The organism is Aeromonas sp. S9(2024), from assembly GCF_041403185.1.
Classification (GTDB): Bacteria; Pseudomonadota; Gammaproteobacteria; order Enterobacterales; family Aeromonadaceae; genus Aeromonas; species Aeromonas enteropelogenes.
Map to the genome: position 1 here is coordinate 53732 of NZ_JBGLRE010000007.1, position 17935 is coordinate 71666.

General features: G+C 61.1%; 16 protein-coding genes and 1 tRNA gene. 5 read left to right on the forward strand and 12 right to left on the reverse strand.

Annotation, left to right across the window (positions count from 1 at the left end):
• Positions 1-56: 56 nt before the first annotated feature.
• Together ACB028_RS12695 and pepA are read right to left on the reverse strand one after the other, a co-directional pair.
• Positions 57-512, reverse strand: coding sequence for a DNA polymerase III subunit chi (locus tag ACB028_RS12695; RefSeq protein WP_371144445.1), 456 nt, complete (start codon positions 510-512; stop codon positions 57-59).
• 174 nt (positions 513-686) lie between these two features.
• A complete protein-coding gene (gene pepA / locus ACB028_RS12700) occupies positions 687-2195 on the reverse strand; it encodes a leucyl aminopeptidase (protein ID WP_026455991.1) in 1509 nt (502 codons plus the stop codon).
• A 172-nt stretch (positions 2196-2367) separates the two neighbouring features.
• Between pepA and lptF the strand changes: the two genes are divergently transcribed.
• Together lptF and lptG are read left to right on the forward strand one after the other, a co-directional pair.
• Positions 2368-3480, forward strand: a complete 1113-nt coding sequence (lptF, locus tag ACB028_RS12705; protein WP_042025011.1) for an LPS export ABC transporter permease LptF — start codon at positions 2368-2370, stop codon at positions 3478-3480.
• A gap of 141 nt (positions 3481-3621) precedes the next feature.
• Positions 3622-4692 carry an LPS export ABC transporter permease LptG gene (gene lptG, locus ACB028_RS12710; protein WP_371144446.1) on the forward strand — a complete coding sequence of 357 codons (1071 nt, stop codon included), beginning with the start codon at positions 3622-3624 and terminating at the stop codon, positions 4690-4692.
• A 64-nt stretch (positions 4693-4756) separates the two neighbouring features.
• On the opposite strand, the gene ACB028_RS12715 is transcribed toward lptG, so the two are convergent.
• On the reverse strand, positions 4757-5290 hold the full coding sequence (locus ACB028_RS12715; protein WP_042025013.1) for an RDD family protein: 534 nt from the start codon (positions 5288-5290) through the stop codon (positions 4757-4759).
• Between the two features lie 143 nt (positions 5291-5433).
• Between ACB028_RS12715 and ACB028_RS12720 the strand changes: the two genes are divergently transcribed.
• Positions 5434-5519 (forward strand) — tRNA-Leu (locus ACB028_RS12720).
• A gap of 229 nt (positions 5520-5748) precedes the next feature.
• On the opposite strand, the gene ACB028_RS12725 is transcribed toward ACB028_RS12720, so the two are convergent.
• From ACB028_RS12725 to ACB028_RS12745, 5 genes are all read right to left on the reverse strand, one after another.
• The gene (locus ACB028_RS12725; protein WP_224212428.1) at positions 5749-6429 is read right to left on the reverse strand and encodes a PepSY-associated TM helix domain-containing protein; all 681 of its coding nucleotides are present in this window, start codon (positions 6427-6429) and stop codon (positions 5749-5751) included.
• Between the two features lie 4 nt (positions 6430-6433).
• On the reverse strand, positions 6434-8476 hold the full coding sequence (locus tag ACB028_RS12730) for a TonB-dependent receptor (protein ID WP_371144447.1): 2043 nt from the start codon (positions 8474-8476) through the stop codon (positions 6434-6436).
• Positions 8477-8696: 220 nt separating this feature from the next.
• Positions 8697-9734 carry an acyltransferase family protein gene (locus ACB028_RS12735; RefSeq protein WP_371144448.1) on the reverse strand — a complete coding sequence of 346 codons (1038 nt, stop codon included), beginning with the start codon at positions 9732-9734 and terminating at the stop codon, positions 8697-8699.
• Positions 9735-9957: 223 nt separating this feature from the next.
• Complete coding sequence (gene pbpG / locus ACB028_RS12740) at positions 9958-10869, reverse strand: D-alanyl-D-alanine endopeptidase (protein WP_042070919.1); 912 nt, start codon at positions 10867-10869, stop codon at positions 9958-9960.
• A gap of 327 nt (positions 10870-11196) precedes the next feature.
• On the reverse strand, positions 11197-12258 hold the full coding sequence (locus ACB028_RS12745) for a porin (RefSeq protein ID WP_338611388.1): 1062 nt from the start codon (positions 12256-12258) through the stop codon (positions 11197-11199).
• Positions 12259-12477: 219 nt separating this feature from the next.
• On the opposite strand from ACB028_RS12745, the gene glpX reads away from it, so the two are divergent.
• Positions 12478-13488, forward strand: coding sequence for a class II fructose-bisphosphatase (gene glpX, locus ACB028_RS12750; protein WP_371144449.1), 1011 nt, complete (start codon positions 12478-12480; stop codon positions 13486-13488).
• A gap of 158 nt (positions 13489-13646) precedes the next feature.
• Positions 13647-13898, forward strand: a complete 252-nt coding sequence (locus ACB028_RS12755) for a YkgJ family cysteine cluster protein (protein ID WP_042025019.1) — start codon at positions 13647-13649, stop codon at positions 13896-13898.
• A 68-nt stretch (positions 13899-13966) separates the two neighbouring features.
• Here the strand turns inward: ACB028_RS12755 and ACB028_RS12760 are convergent, their stop codons facing one another.
• Genes ACB028_RS12760 through hemC form a run of 4 tightly spaced genes read right to left on the reverse strand, consistent with a single transcriptional unit; the run spans position 13967 to position 17847 of the window.
• On the reverse strand, positions 13967-15130 hold the full coding sequence (locus ACB028_RS12760) for a heme biosynthesis HemY N-terminal domain-containing protein (RefSeq protein ID WP_225633861.1): 1164 nt from the start codon (positions 15128-15130) through the stop codon (positions 13967-13969).
• 10 nt (positions 15131-15140) lie between these two features.
• Positions 15141-16190 carry a uroporphyrinogen-III C-methyltransferase gene (locus ACB028_RS12765; RefSeq protein WP_042025021.1) on the reverse strand — a complete coding sequence of 350 codons (1050 nt, stop codon included), beginning with the start codon at positions 16188-16190 and terminating at the stop codon, positions 15141-15143.
• Positions 16187-16921, reverse strand: a complete 735-nt coding sequence (locus tag ACB028_RS12770; protein ID WP_342017491.1) for a uroporphyrinogen-III synthase — start codon at positions 16919-16921, stop codon at positions 16187-16189. Before ACB028_RS12770 ends, ACB028_RS12765 begins: the two co-directional genes overlap by 4 nt.
• On the reverse strand, positions 16918-17847 hold the full coding sequence (gene hemC, locus ACB028_RS12775) for a hydroxymethylbilane synthase (protein ID WP_371144450.1): 930 nt from the start codon (positions 17845-17847) through the stop codon (positions 16918-16920). Before hemC ends, ACB028_RS12770 begins: the two co-directional genes overlap by 4 nt.
• Positions 17848-17935: the final 88 nt, after the last annotated feature.

Consider the following 17935-nt stretch of genomic DNA (forward strand, 5'->3'; position numbering starts at 1 on the left):
GTATTCTGGATGGATGGATTCTGGTGTTGATTCGTCGTGGATCACAGGCGGCGCAGTCAGGGCTGCGCCGGATCCGGTGCGGCAAGGACGGGCTGATCCCTCATCTCGAGGGTGTGGCCCGCCTGGCGATAGTGCTTGTAGCGCTCGCGGGCTTGCTGCTTTTGCGTTTCGTCAGTGGGGACAAAATCTACCACTTGAGCGAAGTGTCCTGCAAACAAAGGTGTTTCCTTGGCCAGATTGACGAGGCGGGCGTAGCGCCGCTTCGGTGGCTGGTGGCCTATCTCCACCGGTGCCTGGCCGCTTTCGCCCTGCAACTGGTGCGGCACGAAGCGATCCGGCGGCAGTTGCCACAGCAGTTCGTCCAGGCGCAGGGCCTGGGCCTCGTCGTCGCAGAACAGGTAGAGGTGGCCCGCACCCCAGGAGTCGGCCGCCAGTTGGCAGACGAATCGCTCGACGGCACTGCCCCGCTCGTCATCCTGTTCGCTCATCAGGTAAAAAGTCACTTGGCTCATCAGGTGGATCCCGTTTTGCGGTGACGGAAAATTGACCGTCGCCGAGGCTGACAGGGCATTGTCCTGTCGGCGGCTCACTGACACAAGAATGAAACAAGGAAGAGGCGGGCCTCTTCCTTGTGGTTCGGGGTAACGCCAACCCCATTGATGCACGCATCAGATGGGGCAGGAGAGTTACTCTTTCTCTTCGATATCCACGCCGGCCCGGTTCAGCAGGAACTGGGTCAGCAGGGGCACCGGACGACCGGTGGAACCCTTCTCCTTGCCACTCTTCCAGGCGGTCCCGGCGATATCCAGGTGGGCCCAGTTGTACTTCTTGGTGAAGCGCGACAGGAAGGCGGCGGCTGTGATGGTGCCAGCCGGACGACCGCCGATGTTGGCCATGTCGGCAAACGGGCTGTCGATCTGCTCCTGATACTCGTCGAACAGGGGCAGGCGCCAGGCACGGTCACCGGCCTGTTCGGAGGCGTTGAGCAGCTCGTGGGCCAGCGGGTTGTGGTTGGCCAGCAGACCCGAGGTGTGGTGACCCAGAGCGATGACGCAGGCACCGGTCAGGGTCGCCACGTCGATCACGGTATCCGGCTCGAAGCGGTCCACATAGGTAAGGGCATCGCACAGTACCAGACGGCCTTCCGCATCTGTGTTGAGCACTTCGATGGTCTGGCCGGACATGGAGGTGAGGATGTCACCCGGACGATAGGCGTTGCCACCCGGCATGTTCTCGCAGCCTGCCAGCACGCCGATGACGTTGATGGGCAGTTGCAGCTGGGCCAGGGCGTGCATGGTACCGAGCACGGAGGCGGCGCCGCCCATGTCGTACTTCATCTCGTCCATGCCGTCCGCCGGCTTGATGGAGATGCCGCCGGAGTCGAAGGTCAGCCCCTTGCCCACCAGCACGATGGGCTTGGCGTCCGGATGGCCCTTGTATTCGATGATGGCCATCATGGCTTCGTTCTCGGAGCCGCGGGCCACCGCCAGGTAGGAGTTCATGCCGAGCTCGGCCATCTCCTGCTCGCCCACCACCTTGGTGGTGATGTTGTCGAAGGCATCGGCCAGACGACGGGCCTGGGAGGCCAGATAGGCCGGGTTGCAGACGTTGGGCGGCATGTTGGCCACGTCGCGGCAGACCCGCACCCCTTTTGCCACGGCCAGACCGTGGGCGATGGCTTTTTCGCCTATGGTCAGCTCGCGACGGGTCGGCACGTTGAACACCAGCTTGCGCAGCGGGCGACGGGGTTCGGCCTTGTTGGTCTTGAACTGATCGAAGCTGTAGAGGCCCGCCTTGGTGGTTTCCACCGCCTGGCGCACCTTCCAATAGGTATCCCGACCCTTGACGTGCAGCTCGGTCAGGAAGCAGACCGCTTCCATGGAGCCGGTTTCGTTCAGGGTGGTGATGGTCTTGTTGATGATCTGCTTGTACTGGCGCTCGTCGAGCTCGCGTTCTTTACCACAGCCCACCAGCAGCACACGCTCGCTGAGCACGCCCGGAACTTGATGCAGCAGCAGCATTTGACCCGGTTTCCCTTCCAGGTCACCACGGCGCAGCAGCGAGCTGATGTAGCCATCGCTGATCTTGTCCAGTTGTTCGGCAACCGGAGAGAGACGACGGGGTTCGAAGACGCCGACGACGACGCAGGCACTGCGTTGCTTCTCAGGACTGCCACTCTTTACACTGAACTCCATGGAATCTCCTACATCCTAAAGACAAAAGGCACCTTTTATTGAATAATGCGGTGCTTGTTGGGGTATCAGAGGCGGAGCGAACAGCCACTGGCTCCGCAGTTCAAACTGGTAAAAATCCAGTATACGGCCCTATTTTTCAGGCATTCGACTAAAAACACAAGTTTACTTGGGAATGACTGTGATCGTTTTCCGATATTTGTTCAGGGAAACCCTGAAAACCCAGCTGGCAGTGTTATTCGTATTGCTGCTTATCTTTGTCAGCCAACAATTCATCAAGATCATTGGCGATGCCGCCGATGGTGAGGTGCCGACGCGCCTGGTCTCCACCCTGCTGCTGCTCAACCTGCCGAACATGGCCTTGTTGATGCTGCCAATCAGCCTGTTTTTAGCCATCTTGTTTGCCCACGGTCGTCTGTACGCAGAAAGCGAGATGACAGTGATGCATGCGGTAGGTTTCAGCCACCGTTTCGTGATGCGCAGCGCCATGTTGCTGGCGCTGCTGACCGCCGCCGTGGCCGCCTTCAATACCGGTTGGGTAGCCCCCTTGGCCAAGGAGCGCGAGTACCAGGTGATCGATGAATTCAAGGCCGATCCCGGGGTTTCCTTCCTGCAGGCCGGTCGTTTCATGGAGCTCGACAAGGGGCGGCTGGTTGCCTACATCCAGGATTTGAACGAAAACGGCTCCAAGTTGCAGAAAGTCTTCGTGTTGCAACGGGCTGAGGGGAACAAGCCTCCTTCAGTGGTCGTTGCGGACGAAGGTGTAGTGAGCGTTGATGATGACGGGCTACAGTGGCTGACTCTGAAGGATGGTTCCCGTTACGAGGGGCACTTCTCCGGCAAGCAGTTCCAGATCTCCGATTTTCGTGAGTATGGGCTGGTCGTCCGTCAGCAGGAGATGGAACACTCCAATCGCAAGGCGGCCGCCAAGGCGACCGTGGAGCTGTTGGGGACCCAGGACAACAGCCTGATGGCTGAGTTGCAGTGGCGCATCTCGCTGCCCCTCTCCATTCCGGTGCTGACCCTGCTGGTGGTGCCGCTGGCCAGGGTCAACCCGCGTCAGGGACGCTATGCCAAGCTGTTGCCGGCCATCCTGCTCTATCTCTCCTATTTCCTGCTGCTCAGTGCCGCCCGTTCGGCCATCGACAGCGGCCGTCTGCCCCACTGGCCCGGGATGTTCCTGGTGCCGCTCGCCTACCTGCTGTTCATCGGTCTGCCTCTCAACCTGCAGGGCACCAGCTGGTGGAACCGGGTGAAGGGGCAGTATTTCAAAAGAAAATCAGCATGATGCTGCAACATAGGAACTTCTGCTGATGTTTGGCATTCTCGACAGACATGGCGACCGGATCACTTTGATGTCGCACCCGCTCTATGCGCCTGTATTTGAGGGAAAAATCAGCATGATGCTGCAACAGGGGAGTCTCTGCTGATGTTTGGCATTCTCGACAGATATATCGGCCGGATCATTTTCATGTCGATCCTGCTGTGCGAAGTGACCCTGGTCGGCCTGGCTGCGCTCATCAAGTATGTGGAGCAGCTCAAGTCGGTTGGGGACGGCAACTACGACATGGTCAATGCGCTCTATTTTGTGCTGCTCTCCATGCCGAAAGAGGCCGTGCTCTTCTTCCCGCTGGCGGCCCTGCTGGGCGGTCTGATTGGTCTGGGCCAGCTCGCTACCAGCTCCGAGCTGGTGGTGATGCAGGCGGCGGGTCGCTCCAAGATCAGCATCGTTATGGCGGCGCTCAAGACGGCCATTCCCCTGATGATAGTGGTGGGCCTGATGGGCGAATACGTGGCGCCCATCGCCAAGCGGATGGCGGATGACATCAAGGCGGGAGCCCTGTCGGAAGGGCGCCTGACGGTTTCGGCCTATGGCGTCTGGGCTCGCGATGGCAACAACTTCGTCAATATCAACGGGGTGCGCAACGATGGCGCCCTGACCGGCATCACCCTCTATCGCTTCACTCCGGATCGCAAGCTCATCGACGTCATCCAGGCGCAGGAAGGGGTGTTCGAGCAACACCACTGGCTGCTCAAGCAAACGCAGGTGACTCGTTTCGATGACCCGACCCGGGTCCAGAGCGAGCAGCATGAGAAGATGGAGTGGCGCTCCGAACTCACGCCCAAGCAGCTGGGGGTGGTGAGTGTCGATCCGGAGAATCTCTCGGTCTCCGGTTTGCAGGACTATATCGGCTATCTGGATGCCAACAAGCAGGATGCCGGTCGCTACAAACTGGAGCTGTGGCGCAAGCTGCTGTCACCCCTCTCCGTGGTGGCGATGATCCTGCTGGCCTCCTCTTTCATTTTCGGCCCGCTACGCTCGGTGAGCATGGGGGCACGGATGCTGATGGGGATCATGACCGGCTTCGCCGTCTACGTGAGCGATCGGGTGTTTGGCCCCGTCAGCCTGGTCTATTCGGTGCCCCCCATTCTGGCGGCCGTGGCCCCCAGCCTGCTGTTTGGCAGCATCTCCTTCTACATCCTCAGTCGCAAGCAGTAACGCGCTGTTTGAAATGCAAAGAGGGCACCCATCGGGTGCCCTCTTTCGTTGCTGCCGGTGTGAATTACTTGTTCAGCAGCTCCAGGTTGGCCTGTTTGTCCAGCACCACGACCCTGCATTCGGCCCAGATATCCTGGAAGGCACGCGGCTCCTTGCGGTTGAACAGGCACATCAGGTTGCCAAGACCGAAGGCGGCTGTGGCGAGGCGGATCAGCGCCTGGGTGATGCGAATGTTGCTGCCATCTTCATTCTGGATGCGCAGACGCCAGGCGCGCATGCCGATGGTCTGGCCGGCGCGGGTCCAGAACCAGGTGTAGAAGCCGCAGATGACGAAGGCGAGCCAGAGGGTGTAGATCAGGCTGTAGCGGTGGCGGGTCAGCAACCAGAGGGAATCTTCCCCTGCCGGCACGCTGGCCATGCCGGTCACCAGCAACAATTTGGCCACTGCCATGCCGATAAAGCCGGCAATGATGAGCAGGGAGGTCACCACCAGGGAGTCATAGATCAGGGCGCCGAGACGGCGCAGCAGCCCGGCAGACGGGTAGCTTGGTGTAGTGGAAGAGGGGGGCGTTTGTTGGACTTGTTTGCGCTTGGCCATCGTTTTTATTCCATTAAGATGATGGCGGCATTCTATGTAACTGATCCTGCATCGGCAAGGCGTTGAATAAATGAACAAATAGGCGTGGGCAATAGAAAAACACCTTGCATGGTATCGCGCCATTCGTATAATTCCCCGCAGTTGCCCGGGTGGCGAAATCGGTAGACGCAGCGGATTCAAAATCCGCCGGTGAATAACCGTGTCGGTTCGAGTCCGACCCCGGGCACCATCAAATTCATGACAAAAGGCCATCAGCAATGATGGCCTTTTGTTTTTTTGTGCTCCGCGTTTGTTCCATGCCGCCAGCACCATGGTGAGTTATCCCGTTATCCCGTTATCCCGTTATCCCGTTATCCCGTTATCCCCACCTTTCGTGTCTCCTGCATCGCTCCTCGAATAGCCGATAAATAGCGACATTTACCCGCAATATCCCGTCACTTTATCTTTTTTCACAACTATCACCCCAGCAGAGCAAACAGCAGGGTACCGAGTGTGCCGGCCAGCGTCATCAGGACGAGGATCCCAGGCTTGCCATGGAGCTTGGTCCACATAAACAGGCTGGTGAGGGCGAGCAGCAGCAGGGCCAGTGCGGCCAGATCGCCAAACAGCTGCCAACCGAGGCCGGTGCCCATGCCCCGATGCAGTCGGTTGAGGCTGGCGGCAAAGTTGGCCTGCTGCAATTCGGTGCGCACCAACAGGGTACCTTCCACATAGCTGGCGGCGACGCTTTGGGTGAGGGTGACCGCGCGCATCTCCCAGCGAGCGGGCAGGGTGAGCGAGCCGGTTGGGGTGGGCAGGGTCTGGGCCGGCGTGATCATGGCGTGCCCTTCGTCAAAGCCGTCCGGATAACGCTGGCGCAGCAGGGATTGCAACGCCTCCGGGCTGGTCAGCGGCGCGTCCAGTGCTATCTCTTCGCTCGACTTCTCGGTATGGGGGCCCGGAATGGGCAGGACGGCCCTGTGTTGCAACCAGAGGCCGGTGAGACCGTAGATCAGCATCAGGGTGAGGGTGAAAAAGCCAGCCCAGGCATGCAGGCGGCGCACCCATTTGTTGTTGTGAAGGGGAAGTCGGTGTCGTTTCATGGTGTGGCGCGTCATAAAAAACTGGCCAGCATACGCCGGCCAGTGGGTCTGGGTGATGGGATCAGAAGCGATAGCTGCCGGTCAGGTGCAGCTGGCGCGGCGTGCCCGGCATGATCTGGCTGGCACTGGTGGAGCTGACGAAGTAGTCGTGGTCGGTCAGGTTTTCGGCACTCAGCTGGGCCTCCCACTGCTGCCAGCGATAGCCAACGCGGGCATCGAAGCGGGCATAGCCGGGCAGGGTGGTGGTATTGGCGTTGTCGGCGAAGCGATCACCCACGGCCGTCACCCCGGTTTCGCCGAACCAGCCCAGCTTGCCGCTTTGATAGCCGACAAACAGTTGGCCATTCTGGCGTGAGACGTTGCTCGGGCGCTTGCCTTGCAGATCCGCGTCCGCCTTGACCTGCTCGGCATCCTGGATGGCGACGCCGCCGCGCAGATAGAGCTCGTCCGTCAGGCGGGCATGGGCGCTCAGTTCGACACCTTCGGTGCGCTGCAGACCGGTGAGGATCACCCTGGTGGGATCCAGCGGATCCTTGCTGCGCTTGTTGTACATCTCCAGCCGGTAGAGGGAGAGGGTGGTTGCCAGGCGGCCATTCAGCCAGTCGCTCTTCACGCCACCCTCATAGAGGCGGGTGTTCTGGGGATCCAGGTTGTTGTTCTGGTCTCCCGGCGTCAGCCCAATCAGTTCGCCACCCACAGGGGTGAACGTCTTGCTGTAGGAGGCGTAGAAGGCGTGCTCCTCGAGAGGATTCCATACCAGTCCCAAGCGCGGGCTCAGGCTGGTGACCGAGCGGGTCTCTTCCTTGTTGAGGTCGTTGCGGCGGCTGGTGACGGTAAAGTCGTCACGGCGCAGGCCACCGACCAGATGCCAGTCGCCCAGGGTGAGTTGATCCTGCAAATAAAGGCCGACTCCGCGCACCTTGTGGCTGGCATCGCTGGCGAGCTTCATGGCGCCATCATGGCGGGGCAGGGCCGATGGATGGTAGAGGCTGCCCGCCGAGATGGGGGTCGCATTCTGGTAGAGCTTGGGGGTGCGCTCCTGCCAGCTCTGCTCCAGGCCGACCAGCAGACGATGGCCGACGGGACCAGTCTGCAGCTGGCCTTCCGCTTCGGTGTTGCTGATGAGGCTCCTGGCCTGCAGATCCTGCTGCCAGCGGGCGCGAGTCACCTTGTCCCCTTTCACGCTGGTGACATAGGTGTTGTCAAACTGGCTGTCGAGGGTGCTGTAGCCGAGTTGCTGGCGCAGCTGCCACTGCTCGTTGATATCCCAGGTGAGGCGGGAGCGGGTGGATTGCGCCACGTCGTCGATGAAGTCGCGGCTGGTGTCGCTGTAGACGAACTCCCGCGGTACATCGGCCGGGCGGCCGTTGACGCCGGGGATGCCGCGATCCGGGGTGCGATCGTGCTCGTTGCGCTCGTATTGCACCAGCCAGTTCAGGTTGTCGCTGATCTCCCAGTTGACGGAGGGGGCCAGCAGGGTGCGTTTACCCTCCACACCATCGCGGAAGCTGTCGGTATCTTCCTGGGCCAGGTTGAGGCGCAGCTGCACCCGCTCGCTCGCTTCTCCGTTGAGGTCAGCGGCCAGACGCTGGCTGTCAAAGCTGCCCACCCTGGCGGTGACGCTGGATGCCTGTCCCTTCTGCGGCGTCTTGCTGACCCGGTTGATGATGCCCCCCGTGCTGCCACGGCCGTAGAGCACGGCCGCCGGCCCCTTGAGGACCTCTACCCGCTCTATGTTGCCGAGATCCCGGGTGTACTGCATGTCATCGCGAAAACCGTCGAGATAGAAGTCGTTGCTGGCACTGAAGCCACGGATATTGACGCTGTCGAAGCGGGTGTCGCCGCTGGCGTTGACCCCGGGAACGCCGCTCAGGGCCTCGCTCAGGGTGGGCTGGCCAAAGGCAGTCAGCTCGCTGGCCGAGACGCTGTCGATGGTCTGGGGGACCAGCTTGGCCGGGGTGTTGGTACGGGTGGCGGTGGCTACCTCTTGATGTTGAGTGCGTTTGCCTACCACTGTCAGGGTTTCATCGGCGGCCTGAGCCTGAAACGCCGAGCCAAACAGAGCCAGCGAAACCAGGGTTCTGCGAAAATGTGGGTGCTGCATGTTCAATGTTGATTCTCTAAATGTCGACCGAACGGCCTGAACTTGTTGATTTAGTTGTAATTAATTTTGAACCACATAAATTGGATCGCAATGATATTGATTTTCATTTATGTGGCAAGTGAATTTGGGGAGATAGCGGGGGCGTTCGACGAAGGACGAGATGAGTGGATAAAAAGGAAAGGTGCATCCAGCCCCTGCGCAGGAGGCCGGATGCCGAGGGTCAACGGATATGCAGCAAGCGGGCGGTGAAGACGTTGCTGGATAACAGTCCATAGGCCAGCAGAGAAGCGCCGAGCAGCAGCGGCACCTTGGTGATCTCCCACAGGAGGGACGCCTCCTGCGGGCCGAATACGAACAGCCACACCACCAGGATCATGTGCAGGCAATAGAGCCCGAGCACCTTGGGGGCCTGGCGTTCCAGCCAACTGCCACGTCCCCAATCCGGGTTGGCCAGCAGCAGGCCAAACAGACCGAGAGCCCAGGGCACGGAACCGAGCAGAAAATCGTGGCGAGTGAGCGGTACCTGCGCCAGCTGATTGAGGGCGATAGCCTCCAGCGCATAGAGCCCCAGCCCCATGACCACCAGTCGGCAGCTCATCCGTGTCGTGGGTTGCCAGGCTCGCGCGCGCAGCCTGGCCCCCAGAGCGACGAACAGCAGGGAGAAGAAGGGGCCGTTGCGGGTCAGGATGGGCCACTCGGCCCCCAGCAAGGGCTTGGCATAGGAACCGCCCAGCAGCGCCAGCAGATAGATCAGGGCGCCTAAATAGAGTGCCAGCGCCGGTTTGCCCAGCCACTGGCACAGCGCCAGAATGCCCACGGCCAGCACCAAGGCGGGCAGGAACCAGAGATGGATCATGCCGCCGACTAGCCAGTCGTTGAGGGGATCGCCGAGCTGGAATTGCCACTGCCCGCGCAGGGACGCCAGATAGCCCTGATTGACGGCCTCCACAGGATTGAACGGCAGCAGCAGATAGAGAAGGCTCCAGGCCAGCCAGAGCAGCAGCAGGGGGCGGCAGTAGCGCCAGGCCACGTTCAGCAGTGCGGCGCCAGTGAGCTTGGGTTGCAGGAAATAACCGGCGCAGAGGAAGAACAGGGGCACGGCGAAGCGGCACAACTGGTTGATGAGTGCGCTGAGCCAGGGATAGGGGGCGCTCCCCCACAAGTCGGGGTTGAACGGATGAGCGAAGGGAGAGACATGGATGGTCATCACGGCCAGGATGGCCAGCACCCGCCCGCACTCGATACTGGATATTCGCATGTTTGCTCGGCGTCACAGGGTTGTGCCAGTACGCTAAAAGAGCCGCTCCATATTTTCAACCAGTTGATTTTACTAGTGTGAGTCCCGTTGTTGAGTCGTTACGTTTTGTAACCTGAAGGGGGCTGGTGTCCCCCGTGACGAGACCCGGCTCCCGTCTGGGAGCGAGCGTCAGGCATAAAAAAGCGAGGCATTCGCCTCGCTTCCTGATGTCGTCATGGGGATCTTATTGGTTGCTCAACATGGCATTGCTGTTGGAGGCCAGCGTGGTGCGGCCCGAGGTCTCCAGCCAGGTTCTGATCCGCTTGGCATCGGCAACCCTGTCATTGGTGGTTTCGGCATTGAGCAACACCATGATCACGGGTTCATGATTGACCCTGGTCCCCAGCACCAGGCAGCGGCCCGCCTCGCGGATATAACCGGTCTTGGAGAGGGTGAATTCCCACTGCCCTTCGCGGATCAGTCGGTTGGAATTGAGGTAGTGCAGCTGGCGCTTGTTGGTACGCACATAGCTCTGATCGTCGGTGGAGTACTGGCGGATCAGTGGATAGGCTGAGGCGGCGACGGCCAGCTTGGCGAGATCCTGAGCGGTGGAAACATTGCGCGGATTGAGGCCTGTGCTGTCGGCGTAGCGGGTGTTCCACATCCCCAGCATGCGGGCCTTGGCATTCATCGCCTCGATAAAGGCGCGCTGCCCTCCCGGATAGTGGCGGGCGAGGGCCGAGGCGGCGCGGTTTTCCGACGACATCAGGGCGATGTGCAGCATTTCGGCCCGGCTGAGGCGAGTACCGATGGCCAGTCGTGAGCCCGTGCCCTTGATGCGGTCTATGTCGGCATTGGTGACCGTCAACGTCTCGTTGAGCCGTTGGTTCGCATCCAGCACCACCAGCGCGGTCATCAGCTTGGTGAGGGAGGCGATGGGCATGACCCGGTTGCCATTGCGCTCGGAGATCACCTCGCCGGTTCTGTGGTTGGCCACCACGAAGGCGGCCGAACTGAGGTTGGGAATGTCCCGTCGTTCGAGAAAACCGCCGCTACCGTGACCGCTGGCGGAAAAAGGGTTGGCATGGGCACTGTCCATAGTGGCCGGCAGCATCGCTGCGCCAAGCAACAGGGGGAGGAGGGAACGCATCATCATGATCTGCTCTACCGGACGAAATTCAGGGATAACTCGCTAAGTTATATGTCGCGAATTGACGCTTCACAATGCTTCTTGCCTTGATCCTGACAATTTACTGCTTTAAGCCGTTCGTTCAGGGTTTGGGCGGATTTTAGTGAGTCTTTTTTGGGCGGAAATGATGCGAAAAAGGGACCTAATGATGCTCTTGCGGTCACTGGCGGTATTGCTGAAAAGGAAGAGTTTTTGGCAAGGTTCCGGATAGAGGGACGAGAGGGAGTTGAGATAAATGCCGCGCAATAAAAAAGCGCGATGGCAGGCCATCGCGCTTGTTACCGGGAGGCTCGATCAGAAGTCGTAGCGGGCCGCCAGCTGGAAGTCATCCTGGTTGGCGGTCGCCTTGTTGGCCACGCTATCCAGGTTGTTGATGCGGTACTCGCCGATCACCCGCAGGTTTTTGTTGAACTTGTACTGGGCGCCCAGGGTGTAGTAGTCCACATTGTCCTTCTTGGTGCCGGCCTTGTCCTGCTCCTGCTTGTTCCACAGGGCCATCAGACCGAAGCCGTTCTCGAAGTTGTAGCCCAGTGCGGCTTCCCAGCCGGTGTGGTCAGTGCCGGTGGCCAGGAAGTCGCTGCCATCGGCATAGCTCAGGGCGGCATAGGCGGCCTTGTTGTCGAATTTGGCGGAGATCAGCCACAGCTTGGCATCCTCTTCACCGCTCTTGTCGCGCAGGCCGACGTTGTAGGCGGTACCCAGCGACAGATTGAACGGGAAGGTGTAGGCCAGGGCAGCGCCATAGGCGGCATCGCTATCCTTGCTGGTGGTCTCTTCGGTGTCACCGCCATCGAACTTGTAGCTGGTATCGATCTGGAAGCCGTTGAACAGACCGGAGTATTTCAACACCGAGCCGGCGCGGTTGGTGGCGAAGGTATCGGTCTTGGCGCCCAGCGCATCGTTGCCATAGCCATCGGAGAGGGAGACGTCAGTCCAGTCGGCCAGGAAGCCAGGTGCCCCCTTCTGGCGACCGAAGGTGACGCTGCCCCAGTCAGCCCCCACCCCGGCAAAGGCCAGACGGGTACGCAGGTTGTCCGAGTTTTCGCTGATGGTCTTCTCGCTGTCGTTGATATACATCTGCACTTCGTACTGGGCCAGCGCCTTCAGGCCCGTGTTGATCTGGGTCTCGGCCTTGGCGCCGAAGCGCACGAACTGGTTGGCGCCCTGCTTGGCACTGTAATCCTTGGTGCCGTTCGGGTTGGCGGCGTCGACACCTTCCTTCTTGTCCCCGAAGAAGTGGCCGGCATAGATGCGGCCATACAGATCCACCATGGTGGTGTCGTTTTTGTACACTTCAACGGCTTGAGCCTGGAACGCGGCGGTCAGCACCATGGCCACTACAGTCAGCTTTTTCATCTTAATCCCTTGTGTTGCAAGCTTTTGTTTTAAAGACGGGGCCATGCTAGGGAGGTGGCGTGACAGCGAGGTGACGAAGAGATGAAGAGGTGGTGTCAGTTTGATGTCACCTGGATGAATCACCCTCATTTCGTAGCGTAGACGCCACTTTTATGCGCAAAGGTTTGCCCTTGTGGTAGAATGCCGCCCGTTTTTCGAGCTCCATAGGTTGGATATGCGATGAGACGTGAACTGGCAATCGAGTTTTCCCGAGTGACGGAAGCGGCAGCACTGGCTGGCTACAAGTGGCTCGGACGTGGTGACAAGAATATCGCTGACGGGGCGGCCGTTGCGGCCATGCGCCACATTCTCAACCAGATCGAGATCGATGGTGAGATTGTGATCGGCGAAGGCGAGATCGATGAAGCGCCCATGCTCTACATCGGCGAGAAGGTGGGCACGGGTCACGGTGACGCGGTGGACATTGCGGTCGACCCCATCGAGGGCACCCGCATGACCGCCATGGGGCAGGCCAATGCGATGGCGGTGCTAGCGGTCGGTGACAAGGGATCCTTCCTCAAGGCCCCCGACATGTACATGGAAAAGCTGATCGTCGGGCCCAAGGCCAAGGGAGTGATCGATCTGGATCAGGCCCTCGAGCTGAACCTGAAAGCGGTCGCCAAGGCGCTGGGCAAGCCGCTCTCCCGCCTGACCGTCATTACCCTGGCCAAGCCGCGTCACGACAAGGCCATCAAGGAGATGCAGGGGCTGGGCGTGCGGGTGTTCGCCATCCCCGACGGCGACGTGGCCGCCTCCATCCTCACCTGCCTGCCGGATAGCGAAGTCGACATGCTGTACGGCATCGGTGGCGCGCCGGAAGGGGTGATCTCCGCAGCGGTGATCCGTGCCCTGGATGGTGACATGCAGGCTCGCCTGGTGCCCCGTCACCGGGTCAAGGGCGACAGCCCGGACGTGCGCGAGCTGGGCGAGCAGGAGATTGCCCGCTGCGAAGCCTTGGGCATCGATGTGAACAAGGTGCTCAAGCTGGAAGACATGGCGAAGAATGACAACGTCATCTTCTCCGCCACCGGCATCACCAAGGGGGATCTGCTGGAAGGCATCACCAGCGACGGCATCATGGCGACCACCGAGACCCTGCTGATCCGCGGCAAGTCCCGTACCATCCGTCGTATCAAGTCGATCCACTATCTGGAGCGTAAAGACAGCGTGGTGCGTGACATCATTCTGTGATGCCGATGCATTGAGCCGACTGGTTTGCTGCAAGCCCGATCGTCGAACGATCGGGCTTTTTCATGTCTGCCCGCTACTCTTGTCGATCTGCTTGGGCTATGGTGGCGGCACGGACCAGTTGGCATGGTGCCGGGTTAACGGCCACGGGAGGTGGTGATATGGAGTGTCGTGCCGGTTGCGCTGCCTGTTGCATCGCCCCCAGCATCAGCAGCGCGATTCCGGGCATGCCTGACGGCAAGCCAGCCGGGGTGCCTTGTGTGCAGCTCGACGAGCATCTGGGTTGCAAGATCTTCGAGTCGCCGGAGCGCCCTGCCGTGTGCGGTGGCTTTCGCCCGATGGCGGATGTGTGCGGCAGCCACAGGGCCGAGGCCATCTGGCTGATCGGCGAGCTGGAGCGGCTGACGAGCTGAGTGCCGAACAGAGTCGCAGATAAAAAAAGAGGCCGCATCATGCGGCCTCTTGCATTGCTCTTTGCTGATCAGATCCCGGCCAGTGCCAGGGCCTGACGGTAGTACTCGTTGGCCTTGTTGGTGAGGCGACGTTTGTCCATCAGTTGACCCAGGGCATGGTAGGCGGCAGCGCTCGGCGCCCGGGCCACCTCCTGTTCCAGCAGCTTCTGGGCCTCGTCCAGTTGGCCGGACAGCAGGTATAGCTGGGCCAGCGCGGTGTCGACCTCGGGCTGGCCCTGCATTTTCTGCAGTTGCGCCAGCAGCGGCTGGTAGTTGTCGAGCTTGAGCCTGGGCAGTCGAGCCAGCAGCTGCGGCATGGCCTGTTTGCGCAGTGCCTCCTGCCACAGGGTGGCTGCCTCGCCATCGGCACCCAGCTGGCACAGCATGTCGCCGTAGCGCACCAGCAGCTCGGGCTCCAGGCGCAGTTTGCGGGGCAGCTCCTGCCAGGTCGCCTTCAAGGTATCGAGGGACTCGGCGGCCTGCTGCAGGCGGCCACTCCAGGCCTGTTGCAGCAAATCTTCTTCCTGCTTGGGCGTCAGTTTGCCGACTTTGTGAAGTACCGGGATCAGGTCGCACAGAGCGCTCCAGTCCTGGCGCGCCTGGTGTACCTGACGCAGCTGATCCAGCACCATGGGGTGGCGCGGGTTGAGGGCATAGACGGACTCCAGGGTCGCCAGCGCGGTGTCGTACTGGCCCTGTTCGATCTGTAGCTGGGTCTGGGTCAGGGTCAGTGCCAGCTCGGCCTTGGGGTTCTCCTCCTGAGCCTTTTGCAGATACTGGTCGCGGCGGGCATCGTCACCCCTGGCCTGGGCCGCCTTGGCGGCGCTCAGGTAGTTGAGCAGCGGGGTGTCGCTGTTGCTGGCGCCTTTGATGAGCAGCTTCTCGGCCTGGCTGTATTGGCCCTCGGCCATCGCCAGGGTGGCGGCTATCGTTTGCTGGTTGGCCTTGCGACGGCGACGGGAGCCATACCAGCCCAGCGTCTTGCGGCGCAGACCGAACACCCGGCCCAGGATCCACTCCACCAGCAGCAGGGCGCCGTAGAAGAGGATCGCCAGGATCACCGCGCTGGTGACGGAGGATTCGATGGTGTAGTTGCCAAGGGCAATCAGCACGTAGCCCTTGTTACCCGAGGCTTCCGGGCCAAACATCAGCCCTGCGACCATCACGGCAACCAGAATGATTATACGGATCATGGTGCCCTCCTCAGTTGCCGGCCAGAATGCGTTGCAGACGCTCGGTCAGCACCTGTTCCAGCATGGCCTGGGTCTTGAACTGATCCGGATAGTCGAACTGGATCTGCTCACCCTTGAGCTTGTCGATCTCGCCCAGCATGTAATGGGTGGCGCTGTTTTCGGTGTCGAAATACTGGTTCAGCCAGCGCTGGGCCTTGTCCAGGCTGTCTTCATAGAGTGCCTGCTGCTCGCGGTAAACGGCGAGCTGGGCCTGCAGCAGCTTGGTCTTGAGGTTTTCCCGCAGGAAGATCTCCTGTTGCGGGGAGAGCAGGGCCTCCACGGCACCGTCACGACGGCGGATGGTGATGAAATTCTCGGTGAACTTGACCCAGTTCTTTTTCAGGTTGCTTTCCCACTCGTCCGGATTGGTGCTGACCGCCTGGTCGGGCTCGGCTTTCGCTTCCGGCATGCTGACGGTGGAGAGGGGCAGCAGCTCGATCTGATCGGAGAGAGCGGCCAGCTTGAGAGTCAGCCCCTCGCGGTCGATGCGCGGCATCCCCTTGAGCTTGGCGATGTCTTCGGCCAGCGCCTTGCGGATCGGCATCAGGCTGGGATCGTTGAGGGCAGCGATGCGCTCGTCGGCGTTGCCCAGCAGGGTGATGGCGGAGACGAGGTCATGTTCCAGCCACAGCTTGCGGCCGGCCATGCGCACCAGGTATTCCGATTCGGCCAGCATCCAGTCGTTGGGGCGCTTGTCGTTGAGATCCAGCACCCGGTTCTGCAGCCCCTGCATTTCGCCCTGCAAGCGCTGCTGGGTCTGTTCAAGGGCGGTCAGCTGTTCGGCATCCTTGTTGCTGCTCTGGTCAATTTTGCTGATGGCACTGGCCAGCTGCTGTTTGAGCTGGGCCAGCTCGGCTTGCTGGGCGACCGCATTCTTGTGGCCGTGCAGATAGAGGCCGCCGGTCAGGCCAAGCGCCAGCAGGATGGCAACACTACCCAGCACGGCACCGGAGCGGTTCTTGCTGCCATTGGCCGCAGCGGCCGGCTGTGGGGTCACCTGGGATTCTTGTTGTTCTGTCATTCCATCTTCCTCAGTTCCAGTGCGGCCATCAGGGCCTGGTTGGATGCACCTTGGGCAATCGTGATATGGATGAAGCCCGCAGCACTGGCCATCTCGGCCACGCGGGGGCTGGGGACCACCAGATGGCGGTCAAAAAGCCAGGGGTGCTGACGCTCGGGAACCAGCGCCAGCAGCCGTTGCAACAATTCGCCACTGGTGATGAGCAGGCTGTCCAGCCCGGCTGCCTGCCAGTGGCGCGTCAATGTTTCCCCATCAAAGTCGGGGTAATGCCGTTCATAGGTTGCACAATAGTGCACCAGAGCACCGCGTGAGGCTAGCGTGCTGGCGATGAGATCCCGCCCGCCATTGCCACGCAGGATCAGCACCCGCTTGCCGCTCACCTGCTGCAGGGCAGGGAGGGCCAGCAGCCCCTCGCTGCGGGGATCGTGCGGGCAACTTGCGCTGATGCCCGCCTCGGTGAACGCATCCGCACTGGCCTGCCCGACCGCAAAGTACTCAATATGTGGCCAGGTCAGACCAGTTTGCAACAAAAAATCGTGAGCAAAATGAACGGCATGAATGCTGACGGCGATAACGATGTCTGCCTGTGCCAGCAGTTCGGGCAGGCGAGGGAGGTCGCTGCCCGCCACGGTTTCCAGCAGCGGGCAGCGGAGCGGTGCGTGACCGTGCTGACGCAGCAACTGCTCCAGCTCGGTGGCCTGAGCGGCCGGGCGCACCACCAGCGGGATCATGTACGGTAGACCTCGGCCAGTATGACGTCGGCACCGGCAGCCAGCAGGCGCTGGGCCAGCTGTTCGCCCAGGATTTCTCCATCGCTCACGGCGCCACGGATCTCGTCGCGGATCACCCGGGTACCATCCGGGCTGCCCACCAGGCCCCGCAGCCAGATCTGCTTTCCTTCCACCAGCGCATAGGCACCGATAGGCACCTGACAGCCCCCTTGCAGGGCGCGGTTCATGGCGCGCTCAGTCAGCACCCGGGCGCGGGTCTCACTGTGCTCAAGCGGTGCCAGCAGGGCGTGCAGTTCATGATCGTCGAGGCGGCACTCGATGCCGACCGCGCCCTGGCCATTGGCCGGCAGGCTCTGCTCCGGCTCGATGAAGGCGGTGATACGGTGATCCATCTCAAGCCGTTTCAAGCCGGCGGCGGCCAGGATGATGGCGTCGTATTCGCCGGCATCCAGCTTGGCGAGGCGGGTGTTGACGTTGCCACGCAGGTCGCGGATCACCAGATCCGGGCGGGCGGCGCGCAACTGGCACTGGCGGCGCAGGCTGGAGGTACCGACCACGGCACCCTGCGGCAGCTCGTCGATGGCCTGAAAACGGTTGGAGACAAACGCATCGCGGGGATCTTCCCGTTCGCAGATGGTGTGCAGGCCGAGCCCCTCCGGGAACTCCACCGGCACGTCTTTCATGGAGTGGACGGCGATGTCGGCACGTCCTTCCAGCATGGCAGTCTCCAGCTCCTTGACGAACAACCCTTTGCCGCCGACTTTGGCGAGCGGGGTATCCAGGATCTTGTCGCCCTGGGTGCTCATGGGAACCAGCTCGACCCTTAGCTCGGGATAGAGGGCTTCCAGCCGGTCTTTGACGAAGTTGGCCTGCCACAGGGCCAATGGGCTCTTGCGAGTGGCAATTTTCAGGGTTCGGGCTGCCATATCAATCAGTTGTTTTATCTTTATGAAAGAAATCGATATTACCACCCTTTGCCCGGGCTTTCATGGCGGAGCCGCCAAAAGCGGGGGC

Bases quoted from the DNA above. Each gene is read 5' to 3' on its own strand.
- ACB028_RS12695 (WP_371144445.1), bottom strand. From the start codon at position 512: ATGAGCCAAGTGACTTTTTACCTGATGAGCGAACAGGATGACGAGCGG.
- pepA (WP_026455991.1), bottom strand. From the start codon at position 2,195: ATGGAGTTCAGTGTAAAGAGTGGCAGTCCTGAGAAGCAACGCAGTGCC.
- lptF (WP_042025011.1), top strand. From the start codon at position 2,368: ATGACTGTGATCGTTTTCCGATATTTGTTCAGGGAAACCCTGAAAACC.
- lptG (WP_371144446.1), top strand. From the start codon at position 3,622: ATGTTTGGCATTCTCGACAGATATATCGGCCGGATCATTTTCATGTCG.
- ACB028_RS12715 (WP_042025013.1), bottom strand. From the start codon at position 5,290: ATGGCCAAGCGCAAACAAGTCCAACAAACGCCCCCCTCTTCCACTACA.
- ACB028_RS12730 (WP_371144447.1), bottom strand. From the start codon at position 8,476: ATGCAGCACCCACATTTTCGCAGAACCCTGGTTTCGCTGGCTCTGTTT.
- ACB028_RS12735 (WP_371144448.1), bottom strand. From the start codon at position 9,734: ATGCGAATATCCAGTATCGAGTGCGGGCGGGTGCTGGCCATCCTGGCC.
- pbpG (WP_042070919.1), bottom strand. From the start codon at position 10,869: ATGATGATGCGTTCCCTCCTCCCCCTGTTGCTTGGCGCAGCGATGCTG.
- ACB028_RS12745 (WP_338611388.1), bottom strand. From the start codon at position 12,258: ATGAAAAAGCTGACTGTAGTGGCCATGGTGCTGACCGCCGCGTTCCAG.
- glpX (WP_371144449.1), top strand. From the start codon at position 12,478: ATGAGACGTGAACTGGCAATCGAGTTTTCCCGAGTGACGGAAGCGGCA.
- ACB028_RS12755 (WP_042025019.1), top strand. From the start codon at position 13,647: ATGGAGTGTCGTGCCGGTTGCGCTGCCTGTTGCATCGCCCCCAGCATC.
- ACB028_RS12760 (WP_225633861.1), bottom strand. From the start codon at position 15,130: ATGATCCGTATAATCATTCTGGTTGCCGTGATGGTCGCAGGGCTGATG.
- ACB028_RS12765 (WP_042025021.1), bottom strand. From the start codon at position 16,190: ATGACAGAACAACAAGAATCCCAGGTGACCCCACAGCCGGCCGCTGCG.
- ACB028_RS12770 (WP_342017491.1), bottom strand. From the start codon at position 16,921: ATGATCCCGCTGGTGGTGCGCCCGGCCGCTCAGGCCACCGAGCTGGAG.
- hemC (WP_371144450.1), bottom strand. From the start codon at position 17,847: ATGGCAGCCCGAACCCTGAAAATTGCCACTCGCAAGAGCCCATTGGCC.